At 55.0% G+C, this 18,680-nt stretch carries 11 protein-coding genes; 8 read left to right on the top strand and 3 right to left on the bottom strand.

Annotated elements, in window-relative coordinates; genetic code table 11:
• The first annotated feature begins 49 nt into the window (after positions 1 to 49).
• A complete protein-coding gene (gene rpsL, locus Q1L85_RS15810; RefSeq protein WP_300426183.1) occupies positions 50 to 424 on the top strand; it encodes a 30S ribosomal protein S12 in 375 nt (124 codons plus the stop codon).
• Positions 425 to 515: 91 nt separating this feature from the next.
• Positions 516 to 986, top strand: coding sequence for a 30S ribosomal protein S7 (rpsG, locus tag Q1L85_RS15815; RefSeq protein ID WP_300426181.1), 471 nt, complete (start codon positions 516 to 518; stop codon positions 984 to 986).
• Positions 987 to 1,034: 48 nt separating this feature from the next.
• On the opposite strand, the gene Q1L85_RS15820 is transcribed toward rpsG, so the two are convergent.
• From Q1L85_RS15820 to Q1L85_RS15830, 3 genes are all read right to left on the bottom strand, one after another.
• A complete protein-coding gene (locus tag Q1L85_RS15820) occupies positions 1,035 to 2,591 on the bottom strand; it encodes a DUF1566 domain-containing protein (RefSeq protein WP_300426179.1) in 1,557 nt (518 codons plus the stop codon).
• 95 nt (positions 2,592 to 2,686) lie between these two features.
• Entirely contained in the window at positions 2,687 to 9,247 is a 6,561-nt protein-coding gene (locus Q1L85_RS15825; protein WP_300426178.1) for a hypothetical protein, read from the bottom strand.
• A 146-nt stretch (positions 9,248 to 9,393) separates the two neighbouring features.
• Positions 9,394 to 10,944 carry a sigma-54 dependent transcriptional regulator gene (locus tag Q1L85_RS15830; RefSeq protein WP_300426177.1) on the bottom strand — a complete coding sequence of 517 codons (1,551 nt, stop codon included), beginning with the start codon at positions 10,942 to 10,944 and terminating at the stop codon, positions 9,394 to 9,396.
• Between the two features lie 171 nt (positions 10,945 to 11,115).
• Between Q1L85_RS15830 and Q1L85_RS15835 the strand changes: the two genes are divergently transcribed.
• The 6 genes from Q1L85_RS15835 to Q1L85_RS15860 form a co-directional block, all read left to right on the top strand.
• Complete coding sequence (locus tag Q1L85_RS15835; RefSeq protein ID WP_300426176.1) at positions 11,116 to 12,042, top strand: diguanylate cyclase; 927 nt, start codon at positions 11,116 to 11,118, stop codon at positions 12,040 to 12,042.
• Positions 12,043 to 12,111: 69 nt separating this feature from the next.
• Entirely contained in the window at positions 12,112 to 14,172 is a 2,061-nt protein-coding gene (locus Q1L85_RS15840; RefSeq protein ID WP_300426174.1) for a TonB-dependent receptor, read from the top strand.
• Positions 14,173 to 14,183: 11 nt separating this feature from the next.
• Complete coding sequence (locus tag Q1L85_RS15845) at positions 14,184 to 14,765, top strand: hypothetical protein (protein ID WP_300426172.1); 582 nt, start codon at positions 14,184 to 14,186, stop codon at positions 14,763 to 14,765.
• Positions 14,758 to 16,332, top strand: coding sequence for a HAMP domain-containing sensor histidine kinase (locus Q1L85_RS15850; protein ID WP_300426171.1), 1,575 nt, complete (start codon positions 14,758 to 14,760; stop codon positions 16,330 to 16,332). Before Q1L85_RS15845 ends, Q1L85_RS15850 begins: the two co-directional genes overlap by 8 nt.
• A 121-nt stretch (positions 16,333 to 16,453) precedes the next feature.
• Complete coding sequence (fusA, locus tag Q1L85_RS15855) at positions 16,454 to 18,553, top strand: elongation factor G (RefSeq protein ID WP_300426169.1); 2,100 nt, start codon at positions 16,454 to 16,456, stop codon at positions 18,551 to 18,553.
• 26 nt (positions 18,554 to 18,579) lie between these two features.
• On the top strand, positions 18,580 to 18,680 hold a 101-nt coding region (locus Q1L85_RS15860), incomplete at its 3' end, for a GTP-binding protein (protein WP_300433578.1).

Genomic DNA, 18,680 nt, shown 5'->3' on the forward strand with positions numbered 1-18,680 from the left:
TGTGTGCGGAGGTCCGCACACGTGAAATGTAATAACTGGAGTTTGCTTAATGGCTACAATCAATCAGCTGGTTCGTAAGCCTCGTAAGCGTAAGGTCGCCAAGAGCGACGTACCTGCTCTGCAGGCATGTCCTCAGCGTCGTGGTGTTTGTACTCGTGTGTACACAACTACCCCGAAAAAGCCTAACTCGGCACTGCGTAAAGTATGCCGTGTACGCCTGACGAATGGTTTCGAAGTTACTTCTTACATCGGCGGTGAAGGTCACAACCTTCAGGAACACAGTGTTGTTCTGATCCGTGGTGGTCGTGTGAAGGACTTGCCAGGTGTTCGTTATCACACAGTTCGCGGTACTCTGGATACTTCCGGCGTTGCGAACCGTAAACAGGCCCGTTCTAAGTACGGTGCTAAGCGTCCTAAGGGTTAATACCTTTAAGACATTGGATAAGAGTAAGGCTGTGCCATTTTTCGATAACGTTAAGTGCGCAGGCTGACCTGAAGACCTAAGAGGGCTTATCATGCCAAGAAGACGCGTCGCCGCGAAACGCGAAGTTCTGCCAGATCCTAAGTTCGGAAACGTAACTCTGGCAAAATTCATGAACCATGTAATGGTGAGTGGTAAGAAATCCGTTGCGGAAAAAATCGTATACGGTGCACTGGATACTGTTGCTTCTAAGAGCGGCAACGATCCACTGGAAATGTTTGAGCAGGCGCTGGAAGCTATCCAGCCAATGGTAGAAGTTAAGAGCCGCCGTGTTGGTGGTGCGACTTACCAGGTGCCTGTAGAAGTTCGTCCTGCCCGTCGTAGCGCTCTTGCTATGCGTTGGCTGGTAGACGCAGCTCGTGGTCGTGGTGAAAAATCCATGGCTCAGCGTCTGGCGAACGAAATGATGGAAGCCTGTGAAGGTAAAGGCGCTGCGGTTAAGAAACGTGAAGACGTTCACCGTATGGCCGAAGCGAACAAAGCGTTCTCTCACTACCGCTTCTGATCGTTCCAAAGGCTGCATTGTATTCAATGCAGCCTTTGTTTTTCCCCTCTAGTATTCTCCGGTGTCTCTGACACAACGAACCGCGTTTTCGAACCTCGAAATATCTCCTTGCGGCCCCTTATATCTGAAACTGCCATAGCCAAGATTAGCAACAGATGTATCGCCATCGTGACCGGCTTTGTTATTGCTGCGTTGTGCCCCAGCCCCATGAACATCCACCATCTCCAGGCCTGAGCCCTGATCGTAGTAACCCAGTGCACGCCCCAGCGCAAAATAGACGCCGGCGTCGCCAGCGCCACTGGATTTTGCGTGTGTCGTGGACGCCCAGTAAAAGTGCCAGTCTGTTTCGCCCGCTTCGTTGCTCATTGATGTGTTGGTGAAGAGGGTATCGGTAGCTGCGCTGCTGGTGTAGTCAGGAGCGCGGCTGTAATCAATGATACTCTGGAGCTCTTTGGCATCCGGCAGGCGCCAGTCGCTGAAACTCGCCAGTGTCAGGTCTTCGCAGTAGCTGACGGCGTCTTCAAAATCGAGGCCTGTTGTATCTCCCTGTTGCCAGGTCAGGCCGGTGGCCATATCGAGCAGGGTGCCGTTGCTGTTATCGAGAAAGTCGTTTGTTCCGTAGGCCTCGTTGCCACTGACACAGTAAACATAGAAGGTCTTGGGGTCAGAGACCGGGTAGTCATAAGGGTAGCCCTTGATGCGTCCGTCGATAAAGTTAACGCCAAACATAGTTCCGGCACCAGAAATGGTGCCTTCAGGGGAGGCGTAGAGCGTTGACGTTGCCATCTGACCGTCAATGATACGTTCACCGCTGCTGGTATCTCCGAAACCGACGTCGAACACGGCGTCGTCAATAAATGGCGTGAGGGACGAGGTATCACTGCCACTGTAATTGCTCGGATCACCACCGCGGAAGTCGATTAATGAGTAGGCTTCTTTCACGCTGGGCAAGCGCCAGTTGAGTCCGTGGGTTGTCAGCGCTGAGCAATAACTGGCGGCATCCGGCTGGGAGAGTTTGTCGTTGGCCCGGATCTGGCCGTCACCATTGATATCGTTTGTCTGAGTCCAGCTCAGGCCGGTGACGTTGTCGTAGACCACTGCGCCATCGTGACTGAGGGTGTAGCTGGCAGTGTTTGATGTGTAGTCAGCATCATAACCTGTGCCCGCGCAGCTGGTTTCGGTGCCATTGCTGGCGTAGCAGGACTCCTGCATCGTATCGACCAGGTTGTAATTTCCCTGAGTGCAGAGGACACGGATGTTGCTGACGGCGCTGTCGGGCATGGTGCCAGTACCGTCCAGAATGCCGCAGTTCAGGCTGGTGTTATCTGGCTGCTCCGCAATGCTGACGAGGTACGCAGTGCCTGCGCTCACCTCTGTCGCGAAGGTGTAGGTGCCGTTACTGTCGATGTTCAGGGTATCCCCGAGGTGATTTTCAACGATGAGCCCGCCAGAGCTCAGGCCGCTGACGTCCAGACTCAGACGATAGCTTTCTCCGCTGGTCCCGGAGGTATTTGTGGTTTCTTGCTCACTGCTGCTGGACTGAGAGTCGCCCATACAGGCACACAGGCTGAATGCAGCCGGTACTAACATCAGATACTTCATCATTGTGCTCTCTTGTTGTTTATTGGCGTTTTTACAGGTGATCAATAAAAAGGCCTGTCGTCCGAAGAGGAAGCGACAGGCAAAGAGGGAGAAAGTTGTCAGCGGCGACGACGGGTTGGGATCAGTCCCAGCATCAGAATCAGCCACAGTAGGTGATGGCTGCCTGCGCCTCCTGCGCCGTCGCTGGATTCATCGGCGACAACGGTTACTTGCAGTGATGCCGACGTGCTCAGAGAGGGGCGGCCGTTGTCGGTTACTGTTACCGTCACCAGATAGCTTCCTGCCACCAGATCGCTGGAGGGGAAACTGAATTGGGTGGCATCCGATGAAGCGCTGTAAAGGCCATTCAGCTCCCAGCTCAGAGTGTGTTCGTCATCAACATTGGCATCCGTGATGTCGACTGACAGTGTGACCGAGCCGCTGGCTACGGTCAGGGTGTCGGTGACTTCACCGTTCTGGCTCATGCTCAGAGCGATCTGGGGGGCAATATTGACGCCAGTGACCGTCAGGTTGAGTCGGGAGGCGCCCTCTGCCAACACAAACCAGGCTTCCGTGTCGTCGTCTTCCATATCCACCGACATGATTTCAACGATCAGTACTTCATCGCCTTCTTCAATATCATCATGAAGAATCGACAGTGGCAGATAGCCTCGGGTATTGAGAGGCAGCTCCGTACCGGCCTCAATGGTTACTGTGACTGCCTCGTCGAGCGAGATGCCGTCCAGGTCGGCATCTGTCAGTGTGGAGTTATCACTGTCGACCGCCAGTTCTACTACAACTGGATAAACAGGGGATTCACCACTCAGTTCGATAACGACCTCGGTTGTTGCGCCTTCGGCCGTCAGAATATCTGTCGTGGCGAAACGCACTTCCGGATAGACGTTAACTGCTTGTTCAACGGCGTCGCTTTGGTTGCCACTGAGGTCGGTGGCAGTCCACTCCAGAATCTGACGTCCGGTGGGCAGCAGCAGTTGACCCGTTTCAGTGATCTCGACCGCTTCACCGTTCAGGTAGCACTGATAGGTCAGGGCGCCCGAAGCATCGACAGCATCAAAGGCAGATACCTCGGCAAGCAGGCTCAGGTAGTCAAGGGCAACCTGGGTTGCATCATTGAGATCGGCTGAGACAGACAATTCTGCGCCTACGCTCAGGATTTCCGGAGCACCGTTGTCATTGGTGTTATCACTGTCTTCAGAATCGTCGACACCGTCGTTATCAACGTCGTTCGGGTAGGGGTCGGTGGCGTTGCTGATGCCGTCACCGTCATCATCCGCCGGTAGATCATCTGCATCGTACGGGTCACTGCCCGCGGCCGTTTCATCGGCATCGGTGTAGCCGTCATTGTCATAGTCGTATGGATAGTCGTCGTATTGGTCATAGGTGCCGTCGCCATCACTGTCGCCATGGAATACATTACCCAGCTTCAGGCCCGGCAACGCTGATGATGTTCCGAACTCCCAATAGCTGTCGCCTGTGGCATCAAGGGCACTTCCCCAGCCTGCATACAAGGTCCCTTCGATACACTGGATGTCATCAGCAGAGGTCGGACAGCGAAGCTCTTCCTCACTGACACCGAAGAAACCCACATCATATTCTGAGGTACTGTTTCCATCGGTCGAGCCTGTACTGTCCGTTGCCCAGTAGCTGTACTGCGTGGTTGCGTAGTTGTAGCCGATGAGCCCCGCCGTGGCGTCGCCACCGGAGGTGTCGCCCGTTGCGTAGCTGTTACTGACGATATAATAACTATCCTGCGTGCTGGTCGATCGTCCGATCAAACCACCAACCTGGTATCGGCCGGACACCGTCCCTGTTGCAAAGGTATTGCTGACCAGCGTGTCATAAATACGGCCGATGAGTCCGCCGACGTTTGCATCACCGCTGACATCGCCCGTTGCATAGGCGGCATTGAGCGTCGAGAACTCCAGTAGGCCAATCAGGCCGCCTGCATAGTCGTCACCAGCAATAACGTTACCGGTGCTCCACAGCTCAGAAAACGTACTGTAGTAAGACGCCCCGACGAGCATGCCTGCATAGTCGTCGCCGGTCACGGATGCCAGGTCGCCAGTAATGCCGACTGAGCGGATCTCGCCACCATAAACAAACCCGAACAGGCCGATGTAATCGGTATCCGGACGATTGATGTAGAGATTGCGGATTTCGTAGTACTTGCCATCAAACACTGCCGTCAGTGCATCATTGCTGCGGCTGCCCAGTGGTTGCCAGCCTTCTCCGTCATTCCAGAAAGCTTCATCCGACAGGTCTCCATCACCATCGGTATCAAAATCAAGATCGGTAACCAGCTCATAACCACTGCAGGACTGCACATAGGTGCCTGCAGAGAGAATAAATGGGCAGCCACTGCTGTCACTGACGCCATTTTCGTCCAGAACCTGTCCCACACCGGACAGGTCATGGCGGATTGCATATAGTTCTTCCAGGGTAGCGATATCGATCAGTCCGTCAGAGTCGCCGTCCGCGTCAGCAATGCTGTCGCCGTTGTCATCCGGGTCTTCAGCGTCGGTCAGGCCATCGTTGTCCATGTCATTCAGAAACAGATCAAGGGTCAGTCCCGAGGTTTCCTGGCATGCAACATCGCATTCCGGGTGCCAGCTGTCAGGGAGACCATCGAAGTCGTCGTCCTGCCAGGCGGCCGGATGATCAGGGAGAGCATCAAAAGAGAGCCCCGACAGACTGACACAGTCGCTATCGCAGTAGGGGTTCCACTGGTCCGGATACCCGTCGTCGTCGCTGTCCAGAGAGGCGGCCGCATTCAGAGGGAACGCGTCGCTGCCATCTAATGAGCCATCGCCATCACTGTCGCGGTAGATGGACTGGTTGATGCGTAGCCCCGGAAGCTGGTCGGTGTCGCCGAAATCCCAGTAGGCGTCATTATCTTCATCAATGAAGTCCGCCCAGTTGCTGAACAGGGTATGTTCAATAGAGCAGGAGCTGTTATTGGCGCTTTCCGGGCATTGGAGTTCTTCGAGCAGGGCGCCAACGTAGCCGTCAACGCTGTTGCTGTCATCGCTTTCCGTCTGGCCGGTCGAGTCAGTCGCCCAGTAGCTGTCAGATATTTCGGTATCATCTGCCTGTCCGATCAGCCCGCCATAATCAGAATCCTGATAATCAACGTAGCCAGTGGCGAAATTCCCGGAGATGACTGAATCGCTTGAATAACCAATCAGACCCGCGGTTGCATAGCCGCCGTAAGTCACAGCGGACGAGTAGCTGGCGCTGATGTTGGCCCGGTAGAGTACCCCCACAAGGCCTCCCACCATGTAGTCACCAGTGACCGATCCGGTAGCGAAGCTCGCCGATACACTGGAGTAGTCGAGTTCTGCAGCCAGGCCGCCCGCAGTGCCATCACAGTTGATGGTCACGGAGGCGCCACTTTCGCTGATCTCTGATCCTATGGCATAGCCCAGCAACCCCCCACAACTGAATTCTCCCGAGACCTTGCCAGAAACAAATACCCTGTGAATACGGGAACCGAAATCTTCACCGATCAGCAGACCAGTTTCGTTGTCGCCGAAGACGGAGGTCAGGTCACCCGTGAGGGTCACATTGTGGATATACGCCAGCTCAGTCTTGCCGAAGAGACCGGCTTCTTCTTCCGTTTCGTTCACAAACAGGTTGTGAATCGCGAAATGGTTACCGTTAAATTCTGCCGTGAAGGATTCTGTATCATTCCCCAGTGGTAGCCAGCCAGCGCCGGCGTTGTAGTAGCTTTCGTCTGACAGGTCACCGTCCTGGTTGGTATCGAAGTCCAGATCGTTCAGAAGTTCATAACCGCTGCATCGGAGTGTCATGACACCGTCGATTATGGTCGCCGGGCAGCCGCTGCTGTCTTCACTGCCACCGTCACTGAGCACCTGTGAGACCCCGTTCAGCCGGAAGCGGATAGCGTTCAGTTCGTCGAGTGTTTCGATATCAATCAGGCCGTCTGAGTCGGCATCCGCATCGATGATGCCATCACCATTATCATCAGTGTCTTCAGCGGTGCTCAGACCGTCGTTGTCGTGATCGTCCGGGAAGCTGTCGAGTGTGTAGCCAGAAAGCGCCTGACAGTCGCTGTCGCAGTCATCGGCCCAGGTGTCCGGAAGCCCATCGAGATCGCTGTCCTGCCAGACCTCGTCGTCTTCCGGAAATACATCGAGTTGCAGACCAGATGCCTCGATGCATTCGGTATCACAGCTGCTGTTCCACTGATCGGGGTAGCCATCACCGTCGGAATCCAGTGCGGCAGCATAGGCATTAACGAAGGCGTCGTTTTCATCGAGGTAGCCGTCGCCATCACTGTCCCGGTAGAGGACGCCGTTAAGCATGAGGCCTGGCAGTTGATCCGTCGTGCCGAAGTCCCAGTAGGGAAGGGTTGCCCCAGCGGTTGTCGTATGGATTTCTTCTGACCAGCCTGAAAAAAGAGTGGTCGATGAGCAATTCACGTCATCTGCAGTTGTCGGGCACTGCAGGGTCACGAGAAGGGTTCCGAAGACTTCCTCATCTGTCGGAGTTTCTGTGCTGTCGTCCTGTTGGGTTGTATCGGTTGCCCAGTAGCTCCTGCTGAAGGTGCTGTCGTCATTATTGCCGGCAAGGCCACCCGAGCGCACGGCGCCGCTGTTGTAGCCCGTACTCAACGAGGTGTGAATACTGGCATTGTCGATCCGGCCAGTAATGCCGCCTGAGCCGCTGGACGCAATCACCCTGGTTGTTGAGTAACTGTTGCTTAGGGACGAATGCACCATCAGAGCTCCGGCAATACCGCCAGCATAGTAGTAGTCCGCCGCAGTCTCCCCCGCGGTATAGATGCCAGTGATCTGCGTGTCAGATGCATATCCGACCAGGATTCCGATGTAATAAAGACCTGCGCTGCGTGTCAGCGGACCAGTGAGTGCCAGGTGTTTAAGTTCGGCGTCGCTGGTGAAGCCAAACAGGCCTGTGTAGCTGTCCTGAGCGGTGTACAGGTTCCGGATCTGGTGGCCGCGACCATTGAAGGTTGCAGTGAATGGGCTGGTGGAATCCCCGATGGGGACCCAGCCCGTTCCGGCGTTCCAGAAACTGTCATCAGACAGGTCGCCGTTGGTGTTTTCATCGAAGTCCAGATCGGTGGTCAGTTCGTAACCGGAGCAGAGCGCCTGAAGAGCGCCGTTGATAACGGTCGCGGGGCAGCCGCTGGCGTCGCCATCGGCGCCGTCCGTTAAGATTTGTTGTGCACCATCCAGACTGAAGCGCATAGCGTTCAGTTGTGAAAGACTGGTGATATCGATCAGGCCATCTGAATCGGCGTCTACATCGGCGATTCCGTCGCCATTGTCGTCGGTATCCGTGGCGGTATCCAGGCCGTCGTTGTCATAGTCATCCGGAAACGTGTCCAGGGTCAGGCCCGATGCAGTCTGGCAATCACTGTCGCAATCCTCCGCCCAGGATTCTGGCAGACCATCCAGGTCTTCGTCCTGCCAGGCTGCCCGGTGATCCGGCAGGTTATCCAGAACAAGGCCGCTGGCAGCGCGACACTCGCTATCGCAGCCGAGTGTCCAGCGATCGGGGTAGCCATCGTTGTCTGCGTCTTCAGACGCGGCAGACTCATACGGAAAGGCATCTTCATGATCCAGCACCCTGTCGTTATCAGAGTCGCGGTATACCACCCCGTTTAATGTCAGGCCCGGGAGTTCCTCACTGGTACCGAAGTTCCAGTAGGGATCGTCGTCGCCATCGAGCATATCCCCCCAGCCAGCATAAAGTTTGATGCCAGAGCATGCTTCGTCGTCACCGGCCACAGGGCACTGCAGTTGCGCGAGTGTGGCTCCCTGATAGTTGTTGTCGGCAGAGCTATCATCGCTTTCACTCTGGCCGCTGCTGTCTGTTGCCCAGTGAACGGCAGTGATGTCGTTAGAGCCAGCGTCTCCTGCGAAACCACCAACGTTGCCAGCGCCAGAGACGCTGCCTGTAGAGTAGGAGGCTGTGATCGAACCGTTGGTGACCAGGCCTGCAAAGCCACCGACTGATATGCCAGTAGAGTCGACGCGGCTGGAAGTGAAGCTGTTGGTGACCGTGGTATTGTGCAGGTAACCAACGAGGCCGCCCGCGTAGTTGTCTGCTTCGACGTCGCCCAACGCGAATACTGCTGTCATTGTCGTGTTGCTGTTCGTCCGGCCTGCCAATGTTCCGGTGAAGTCGTCACCGTGGATGTACGTCAGAGTACCGGTGAGACCGACAGACTGAATGCTTGCGTTCTGGATTGAGCCGAACAGCCCGATGTAGTCATCGTTCGGGCGGTCAATGTAGAGGTTACGGATAAGGTGGCCGTTGCCATGAAAGTCCGCCTGAAAACTGCCACTTGAAGAACCAATCGGTTCCCAGCCGGCCCCGTCGTTCCAATAGTCATCACTGGCGTCCATGACACCATCACCATTGGTATCGAAATCCAGGTCTGTGGTCAGCTCGAAGCCGGTACACCCACTGTCCGGACAGCCTGCGCCTGAACCATAGAGCCCTGAGCCATCGAGATGGTTACGGATCTCGTTCAGGTCGGCGAGGTCGTTAATTTCAATCAGTCCATTGTCGTCCAGGTCGTAATCGCTGCGTCCGTCTGCGGCGATACTGCTGTTTGCTACCAGGCAGGCCGTCAGCCCGGTGAGCAGAAGGGATGTTCTGAAATGCATGGTTCAACCCATTGATAAAAGACAGAACTCCCTCAGCGAAAACCGCGCCAGAATTAAAAGTCTTTATTTATCAATCTGTTATGTGATTCTGATTGGAGTGGGAGCGTAATCTCGCTTATAGATACGGGCTCTATAAGCGAGGACGCTTATAGGATGGTGTAGTAGCTCCAGCGCCGTTCTCCCTGCTTTGCCAGGACGCCTTCTTTGTGAAGCTTTTTCAGCAGGTAGGATGCGCGCCCGTGATCAACGTTGAGCAGGGCCTGCGCCTGAGCATTATCAATCCGGCCTTGCTCTCGGGCGTACTCAACCAGAGCCTCTTCATCGCTGGAGGCCTGAGTCTGGGCGGGCACGATCGTTTGTGAGCGGGCGTCGGCAGCAGAGAGAACCACGGTAGATTCTGGCGGAGTCACCGGCTCCAGAAAGTGAAGGTGCGCTTCTGTGATCGTTTTTCCACGGCTGGCGATCAGCGCGTACTCCGCCATGTTTTTCAGTTCGCGTACGTTGCCGGGAAAGTGATAGCGGCCGAGTGCCGCCAGAGCAGGGTCCGAGATAACAGGTTGCTCCCGCCCCATCTGGCGGCTCAGCAGATCCAGAAAGTGGCGCGCCAGCAAAGGGATATCTGAGGCGCGCTCACGGAGAGGCGGCAGAAAGACCGTGTAGCCGGCCAGCCGGAAATAGAGGTCCTGGCGGAACTCTTTTGCCTGTATTCTCTCCTGCATTGCGACATTGGTGGCCGCGACGACCCGGACATTGACCTGGCGTGGCTGACGCCCCCCCACAGGAGTGACGACGCCATCTTCAAGCACCCTCAGTAACTTCGCCTGAAGCGAGAGGGGCATATCGCCGATTTCATCGAGAAACAGGGTGCCGCCGTCCGCTTGCTCAAAAAATCCGCGGCGATCACTCACCGCACCTGTGTATGCGCCTTTCGTGTGTCCGAAAAATTCGGCATCCGCCAGATCAGCGGGAATCGCTGAGCAGTTCACGGCGATAAAGGGCTTGCTACTGCGCTGGCTGCCATAATGGATGGCTCGCGACACCAGTTCTTTACCTGTGCCACTCTCGCCGAGTACAAGAACATTGGTGTGTCCTGCCTGTTGCAGGCTCCGTACTTCCTCGAGCAGGGTCATGATCGCCTGGCTCTGACCGATAAAGGCGTCAATGCCCCATTGCTGAGCTTCTTTACGGGTCAGTGCCGTCAGAGTCTGGTCAGCCAGCTGGAGCGCATTTTCTGCTTTTTCCCGCTGGTTGATCTGTTCACTCAGGGCGTCGTTAAGCTGGCGCAGCTCGGCATTTTTTTCCAGCAGCTCCTGTCGCTGTTTTGCGATAGTCAGATGCGTGTTGATCCGTGCCAGCACTTCTTCCCGTTGCAGAGGTTTAATCAGGTAATCGACAGCACCGGAATTAAAACTGCGTAATTTATCGCGGGTGTCGGACAGGGCACTCATAAATATGACAGGGATATCGCGGGTTGTCGCCGAGTCTTTCAGACGCTCGCACACCTCATGCCCGCTGAGCCGGGGCATCATGATATCGAGCAAAATCAGGTCGGGGAGGGAGTCTCGAGCGATTCGTAACGCCGACTCTCCATCGGTTGCAACTGCCAGGCGAAGGCCACTGTCGCTCAGGAAACTGACCAGCACATCGAGGTTCTGTGGCTGATCGTCGACGATCAGGATCAGTGGTGAAGCAGTCATGAGGCATCCGGTTCAGAAGGAGCGATAAGTATAAGCGTCTATAAGCGAATATGGCTAATCTATAAGTAAATCTATTCGATCGAGTTTGTATCTATATGTTTTATATGAGGTTTTTCGGGTGGCCCGTAATGTGCAGTCATCTGTTGCAGACATCCAGAGGGCAGGCCTTATATGAACTTTTCCAGCGCAAGGGCAAAACAGCCGTCACTACTCGTGATCGATGACGTTCCCGCAAATCTCGACTTTCTGATTGATGGGCTTGGTAATGAAGATCTGCAGATCCGCGTGGCTCTGTCGGGGCGTGAGGGGCTGGCGCTTGCTCAGAACGACAGTCCGGATCTGATATTGCTTGATATTATGATGCCGGGGATGGATGGCTATGAAGTCTGTCGCCAGCTTAAAAAAGACAAAGCTCTTGCCGATGTTCCGGTTGTGTTTCTGTCGGCCCGGGGCCAGGAGCCAGACATTGAGCTGGGGTTGGCACTTGGGGCGATTGATTATGTACAGAAGCCGTTTTCGCTTCCGGTACTGAAGGCCCGCATCAGGACTCACCTTGCCCATAAGAAAAGATTGGATGAACTGCAGAATCTTGCGTGTCTGGATGAACTGACAGGTTGCGGTAACCGACGGACATTCGAACATATGCTTGAGCTCGAGTGGTTCAGGGCGCGCCGTCACGCGGATGAAATGTCGCTGATCATGATCGATGTTGACCACTTCAAAGCCTATAACGATCACTACGGGCACGTCCGGGGAGATGAGTGTCTGCGGGTGGTTGCAGGTGTCCTGCAAGGGGTTATCCGGCGGCCAGGGGATTGTCTGGCCCGTTATGGGGGTGAAGAATTCGCTGTGATTCTGCCAGGTACAGAAAAGGTTCACGCAGAGCGGTTGGCAACCGAAATGTGTACCGCGCTCTATCGGTATGCCTTACCTCACGAAGCATCTCCGGTTGCAGACAGGGTCACCATCAGCGCGGGGGTTGCTTCTGTCGTACCGGATGCAGATGGTCACGCCGGAAGCCTTGTCACGGCAGCGGACCGCGCACTTTATCAGGCAAAGAAAACGGGACGGAACCGGGCCTCGGTAGCGGCCCTGTAGCATGGTCAGGGGAGACGAATGCAGTTACTCTTCGCCTCCTGAATATTGAATGATCCGGAGGTTGGTTATATGTCGCAGCGGTACCTTCATGCTGTCCGTCAGACGATTTTGGGAGGGGTGCTCTGTGCAGGAGCGTGTGCCCCGTTTACATGGGCGGAAGGAACCGACGACGAAGAGCTGGCTGCTTTGATGGCATTGCTCGAAGAAGAAACTGAACTGGCAACGCAGACACGTATGAACACGGATTATGTTCCCGGCATGATGACGGTGCTTTATGCACGCGATCTGGCGGCACAGGGTTTCAGCAATCTGGCCGATGCGCTGTCGTTTGTCAGTGGCTTCTACCTGCCCGAAAACAACGCTGGAGATTACCGGACGATTGTTCGTGGTGTGGGGGCGACGTTGAGTTCAAGTAACCTCAAGTTCCTGCTGGACGGTATGGTCGTTAACCGCGCTACTGATGCCTCTGCCGACTGGCTGATGCGATTGCCCCTGGAGCAGATAGAGCGCGTCGAAATTATCCGCGGACCCGGTGCGGCATTGTATGGCGAGTTTGCTTTTTCTGGTGTCGTAAATGTTATCACACGCCAGGATAAGGCCGTCGCGGTCAAAGCAGGAGATCCGGGGTTACGCCAGGGCGGTGCCTACTTCTCAGGAGACGTCCGCCCGGGTATCTCGCTTAATGTCGCAGTGACTGCGTGGGATCAGGGCAACAGCGGGCTGGAAACACAGGAAGACAACTTTGCACGCCGTGGCAATGGATACTCGCCGGGCAAGGTATATGACCACGAAGCTGGTCAGATTCTGTCTTTACACCTTGCCGGCAATGGCTACGAGCTGGATACGTATTACGCCAGTACAGAGCGTGGGCCGGGATACGGATATCTGGCCGCCTTGCCCTATGAAACAGAACTGAGAGAGGAGACCGCAAGTGGTATCCGTCTGGGGAAGGCATGGTACCTGAGTCCGGATCTGGAGCTTGCTTTTGATGTCTCCCATCAGGCGACCAGGCTTGATGATGCTGCTTATCTCCCTATCCCTGCCGGTGTCCGCCCTCCGGGGGCTTCTCAACCCCTTCAGAATGATGGGTTTCGTCAGGATGGCAACAGCGACACGACTCAGCGCGCACGTCTGACCAGTCACTGGAATGCTACAGAAAATCATCAGGTTTACTCTGAAATCAGTATCAGTCAGAGCCGCGTCAATGACAGCTTCTTCTATGTGACCCCCGCCGGAGGGGAGCCTCAGGAAGCACCCGAAGATCGTCGTCTTGTTACTGAGGGGGCAGAGCGCAGTCTGACCAGCATCGCAATTCAGGATCAGTGGCAGGCGACGGAAGACCTGCAGGTCACTCTGGGGGCGCGGTTTGATGACTATGACGACTGGGGAGCCAAGCTATCGCCAAGGCTGGCGGGGGTATGGCGCGTTGCCGATAACCATATTGTGAAAGCACAGTACGCCGAGGCCTTTCGTCCACCGACCCTGAAAGAACGGTATTCCGGGGAGCAGAGTTTTGCTGGTGGTGAGGACCTGACGGAAGAAAAACTGCGCTCGTTCGAAGCAGCATATATCTACCGGGCGCCGGGGCATACTCTGCGCACTACGGTTTTTTATACCAAGGTGGACGATCTGATTGAGTTTTATCTTAATCCGGGGGAGGTGCCTGTCTGGCGTAATCGCGGCAACATCGATACCCGGGGGCTTGAACTGGAGTGGCAACAGGTTCTGGGGCGGCATTGGCACTGGCAGGCGAATCTCAGCTATGCGCGCGCCTTTGATCGCCTGGACGATGACAAAAAGTTGCTTGGCTCGGTTGAGCTGCTGGCAAACGCGGCGATGACATGGAATGCCACTGACCGGGTGAGCCACAGTCTGACCCTGACATATACCGGTGCCCAGGAGGGTTGGGAGTCGCCGCCGGGTCACAGAGATGTTTTTGCTGCGTACACGCTGTTCGGATATGCGTTGGAGGTTGATCGACTCTGGGATGTTGATGGATTGCTGTTGACCCTGGCAGCGCGGAATCTCGCCGACAGGTACTACCAGAGTGCGCCTGCACCCGCGCAGTACCCGGATGGACTGTCCCATGGTGGGCGCAGCGTCCATGGTGCGCTGGAATACCGGTTCTGAGTGGCTGACCTGTGAGAGTGGGCATCGGGCGTAGCAATAACAGACGCTGGTGGCTTCTGCTGCCGTTGTTGCTCTGTGCCTGCCTCTCCGTCAGCCTTAATGCCGATACCTTCAGCGAGCGTCGCATTCACGTCGGGTTAAAGCTTTTCCGGACCTTCCTGTCCGCAGACCTGGCTCTGAGCGAAAAGCTCAATGATGCGGGACGGGTGGAGGTTGCTCTTCTGTATGCGAGCGACGAACTCACCGCCGCCCGCTACCTTCCCGAGCTGGAGCAGGCGCTGCCGGAAGTGAAAAAACTTCCGGTCCAGCTGAACACACTGGCGCTCAGTTCACTGAGTGACGCGCCGCGAGCACCGGCGGCAATGTTTATTACGCAGCCTCTCAATCGAGAGGAGCTTCAGCAGGTAATCAGCTATGGGCGGGAACATAGGGTTATGGTGTTTTCTCCCTTTGAAGGCGACGTCCGGGATGGGGTCGCTGGCGGCTTATCCGTGGAATCAACGGTACGTCCTGCGCTTAACATGACGACGCTTAAGGCGTCTGGCCTTGAGTTGAAGGCGTTTTATCTGACGGTGGCGAAACAATATGAATAACGGGCTTCTCTACAGGTGGCTGCAGGGGCTGTCCGGAGTCAGGCTGGGTTCCGGCCTGGCTGGTATCGCCCTCGTGTTTATTCTCCTGATGGCTGCGCTGGCTTATTCGCTGGATCGATACTGGCATCACACCCTACAGCCCCGTTTGTATCAGACCGCCGAAACCCAGGCTGAGATTCTCGCCCGCGCGCAGTCGGCGGTGCTGCTGGAGAGTCTTCAGTACACCGCGCCGGAACAGAGACAACAGCGGTTGTTTGATGTGATTCAGGAAATGCTGATTGTTACAGACCCGGCAATTGGCGAACGAATGATTCTGGCGGTATCGCTGGAAGTGGATTACGACCTGATTGAAGCCAGCCCGGGGAGTCTGGATTTCAATGAAGGGGCGCCCAGCTGTGGGTCGTGTTTTCAGATGCCTGTAGCCCTGATCGCGAACAATGGTGATCTGCTCGGCGTTGCGGGTTTTTCCGTCAGTGACCGTTATTTCAGTGTCCTTGCCAGTGATATGCGTAGCCAGCTGATGGTTCAGTCAGGCGTGCTACTGTTGTTGCTGATTCTGGTGTGGGGTCTGATGTCATTCATGTTCCACCGGCTGAATCAGGCGAAACAGGTGATTGAAGCGTCTGACAGAGCAAAAACCCGTTTTCTGGCGAGTGTGACGCATGAACTGCGGACCCCTCTGAATTCCATTCTTGGCTATACCCAGATCTTCAGAGAAGACAGGCAACTGATGGAAAGCCGGGGGCAGGGGGTCGAGAGTATCAGCCGCAGCGCCGATCACCTGCTGCATATGATTAACGATATCCTGGATTTTGCGCGCGCGGATGAAGAGAGTCTGAGCCTGCATCCGAACGAAACCAACCTGCCTGAGCTTCTCACTGCGCTGGCAGAAATGAGCCGGATCCGGGTGGCTACGGCCCAGGTTAAGTTTATCTGTGATTTCCCGGCAGCCTTACCTTCGTCTGTCCTGGTTGATGACAAGCGGTTACGCCAGGTCCTGCTCAACCTGCTCAGTAATGCGGTTAAATTCACTGAAACTGGTAGCGTCGTATTTTCAGCAGCGGTGCTACACAACGAAGATGGCTATATTTCTATCCGGTTCGGAGTCAAGGACAGCGGCATCGGGATCGAAGAACGGGAACTGAAAAACATTTTCATACCCTTTCATCAATTGGATAACCGAATTACTCAGGCTGAAGGTTCCGGGCTGGGGCTGACCATCAGTCAGAAAATTCTCCGGTTGATGAATTCCGAACTTAAAGTCAGAAGTAGCCCGGGTGAAGGAAGTGAATTCTGGTTTGTACTTCGCCTGATGGTGACAGAACAGCGTCAGACCGAGCTTCAGGAAGCAGAGCCTGACGCACAGATACTGACGCTTCCAGCCCGGGATGTACTCCAGAAACTTCATGATGAAGCGTCCCGTCACGACATACTTGCACTGCGTGCGACGCTGGCCTCCGTCGAGGAGGATGAAAACCTGCAACCGTTTGTCGCAGAAGTGCGTCGCTATACAGAGCAGTACCGGTTTCAGCCTCTGGCTGCCTGGCTATTGACGGTGGCTGACTGACCCGGCCTGACGATTGACGGCTTGTATTCACTTATATTACGATTCGCGCCCTTCTATATTCTGTCGATACGTATTGCTTTTATAAGCCTGTATCGCACCTGATTGAGCCGAGGAAAGCACTGTGGCACGCACAACGCCTATTGAGCGTTACCGTAATATTGGTATCTGTGCTCACGTGGATGCGGGTAAAACCACAACCACTGAGCGTGTTCTGTTCTACACCGGGGTATCCCACAAGATCGGTGAAGTACACGACGGCGCAGCAACCATGGACTGGATGGAGCAGGAGCAGGAACGTGGTATCACCATCACCTCTGCTGCGACGACCTGTTTCTGGGCGGGCATGGCTCAACAGTTTGAACAGCATCGAATCAACATTATCGACACGCCCGGACACGTAGACTTCACTATCGAAGTAGAGCGTTCTTTGCGTGTACTGGACGGTGCGGTGGTGGTTCTTTGCGGTTCCTCAGGCGTTCAGCCTCAGACCGAGACAGTATGGCGCCAGGCTAATAAATACGAAGTGCCGCGAATGGTCTTCGTCAACAAGATGGACCGCACAGGTGCCGACTTCTTTATGGTGGTCGATCAGCTGGGCAAGCGACTTGGCGCGAATGCGGTGCCGATTCATATCAATATTGGTGCCGAAGACAACTTCAAAGGTGTTGTTGACCTGATCAAGATGAAAGCCATCATGTGGAATGAGGCCGATCAGGGCATGACCTTTACCTACGAAGATATTCCTGCGGATCTGGTTGATACCGCCGAAGAATGGCGAGAGAAGTTGGTCGAAGCTGCTGCAGAAGCTTCGGAAGAACTGACCGAGAAGTATCTGGAAGGCGAAGAGCTGTCTGAAGAAGACATTAAAGCAGCGCTGCGCCAGCGTACACTGGCGAACGAAATCGTACTTGTAACCTGTGGTTCTGCGTTTAAGAACAAAGGTGTGCAGGCGGTTCTGGATGCAGTGATCGAATTCCTGCCATCACCCACTGAGGTGAAGGCTATTGAGGGCGTTCTGGATGACAAAGACGAAACCGTCGCCGAACGTCATGCAGACGATGCCGAGCCTTTTGCTGCTCTGGCATTTAAAATCGCAACTGACCCGTTTGTGGGAACTCTGACCTTTGTGCGAGTCTACTCAGGCGTGTTGCAGTCGGGTGATGCGGTTTATAACGCGGTAAAAGGTAAGCGTGAGCGCGTTGGTCGTATGGTGCAGATGCATGCAAACTCACGTGAAGAAATTAAAGAGGTTCGCGCAGGTGATATCGCCGCGCTGATCGGTCTGAAGGATGTCACGACAGGGGATACCCTGTGTGATCAGGATCAGAAAAACCGCATTACGCTTGAGCGTATGGAGTTCCCGGAGCCGGTGATATCGGTCGCGGTTGAGCCTAAGTCTCAGGCGGATCAGGAGAAGATGGGTGTGGCGCTCGGTAAGCTGGCGCAGGAAGATCCGTCATTCCGTGTCGAGACCGACGAAGAGTCTGGTCAGACCATTATCTCTGGTATGGGTGAGCTACATCTCGACATCATCGTCGACCGTATGAAGCGCGAATTCAAAGTGGAATGTAACGTGGGTAAACCCCAGGTGGCGTACCGCGAGAAAATTACCCGTACGGTAGAAATCAACAACAAGTTCGCTAAGCAGTCGGGCGGGCGCGGTCAGTATGGTCACGTAGTGATCCGGTTTGAGCCGCGAGACGAAGAAGGCCTCGAATTTGTAAACGAGATCGTTGGTGGTGCAATTCCTCGTGAATTCATCCCGGCGGTCGAAAAGGGTATCGAAGAACAGATGAAGAATGGTGTTCTTGCCGGTTACCCGCTGCTGGGTCTGAGAGCAACACTGTTCGATGGCTCATACCATGACGTTGACTCAAATGAGATGGCGTTTAAAATTGCCGCGTCACAAGCAACTAAGCAGCTTTCGAGAGAAGGCGATGCCGTTCTGCTGGAACCCATGATGAAGGTTGAAGTTGTAACACCTGAAGATTACATGGGTGACGTGGTCGGTGACCTGAACCGTCGCCGAGGTTTGATTTCCGGAATGGAAGATACGCCATCAGGTAAAGTGGTGAATGCCTCTGTACCTCTGGCCGAGATGTTCGGTTACGCCACTGATCTGCGTTCAGCGAGTCAGGGGCGGGCGACCTATTCCATGGAATTTGAAAAATATGCGGAAGCGCCTTCAAGCGTAGCTGATGCGATTATTAATCATTTGTAATTTAAAGATCCTGAACGAGGTGTTCTATGGCTAAGGAAACGTTTGAACGTTCCAAACCCCACGTAAACGTGGGTACTATCGGTCACGTTGACCACGGTAAAACTACTCTGACTGCGGCTCTGACCCG

The sequence above is a fragment of the uncultured Thalassolituus sp. genome, assembly GCF_950066645.1.
In the GTDB taxonomy this organism is placed as follows: domain Bacteria; phylum Pseudomonadota; class Gammaproteobacteria; order Pseudomonadales; family Oceanobacteraceae; genus Thalassolituus.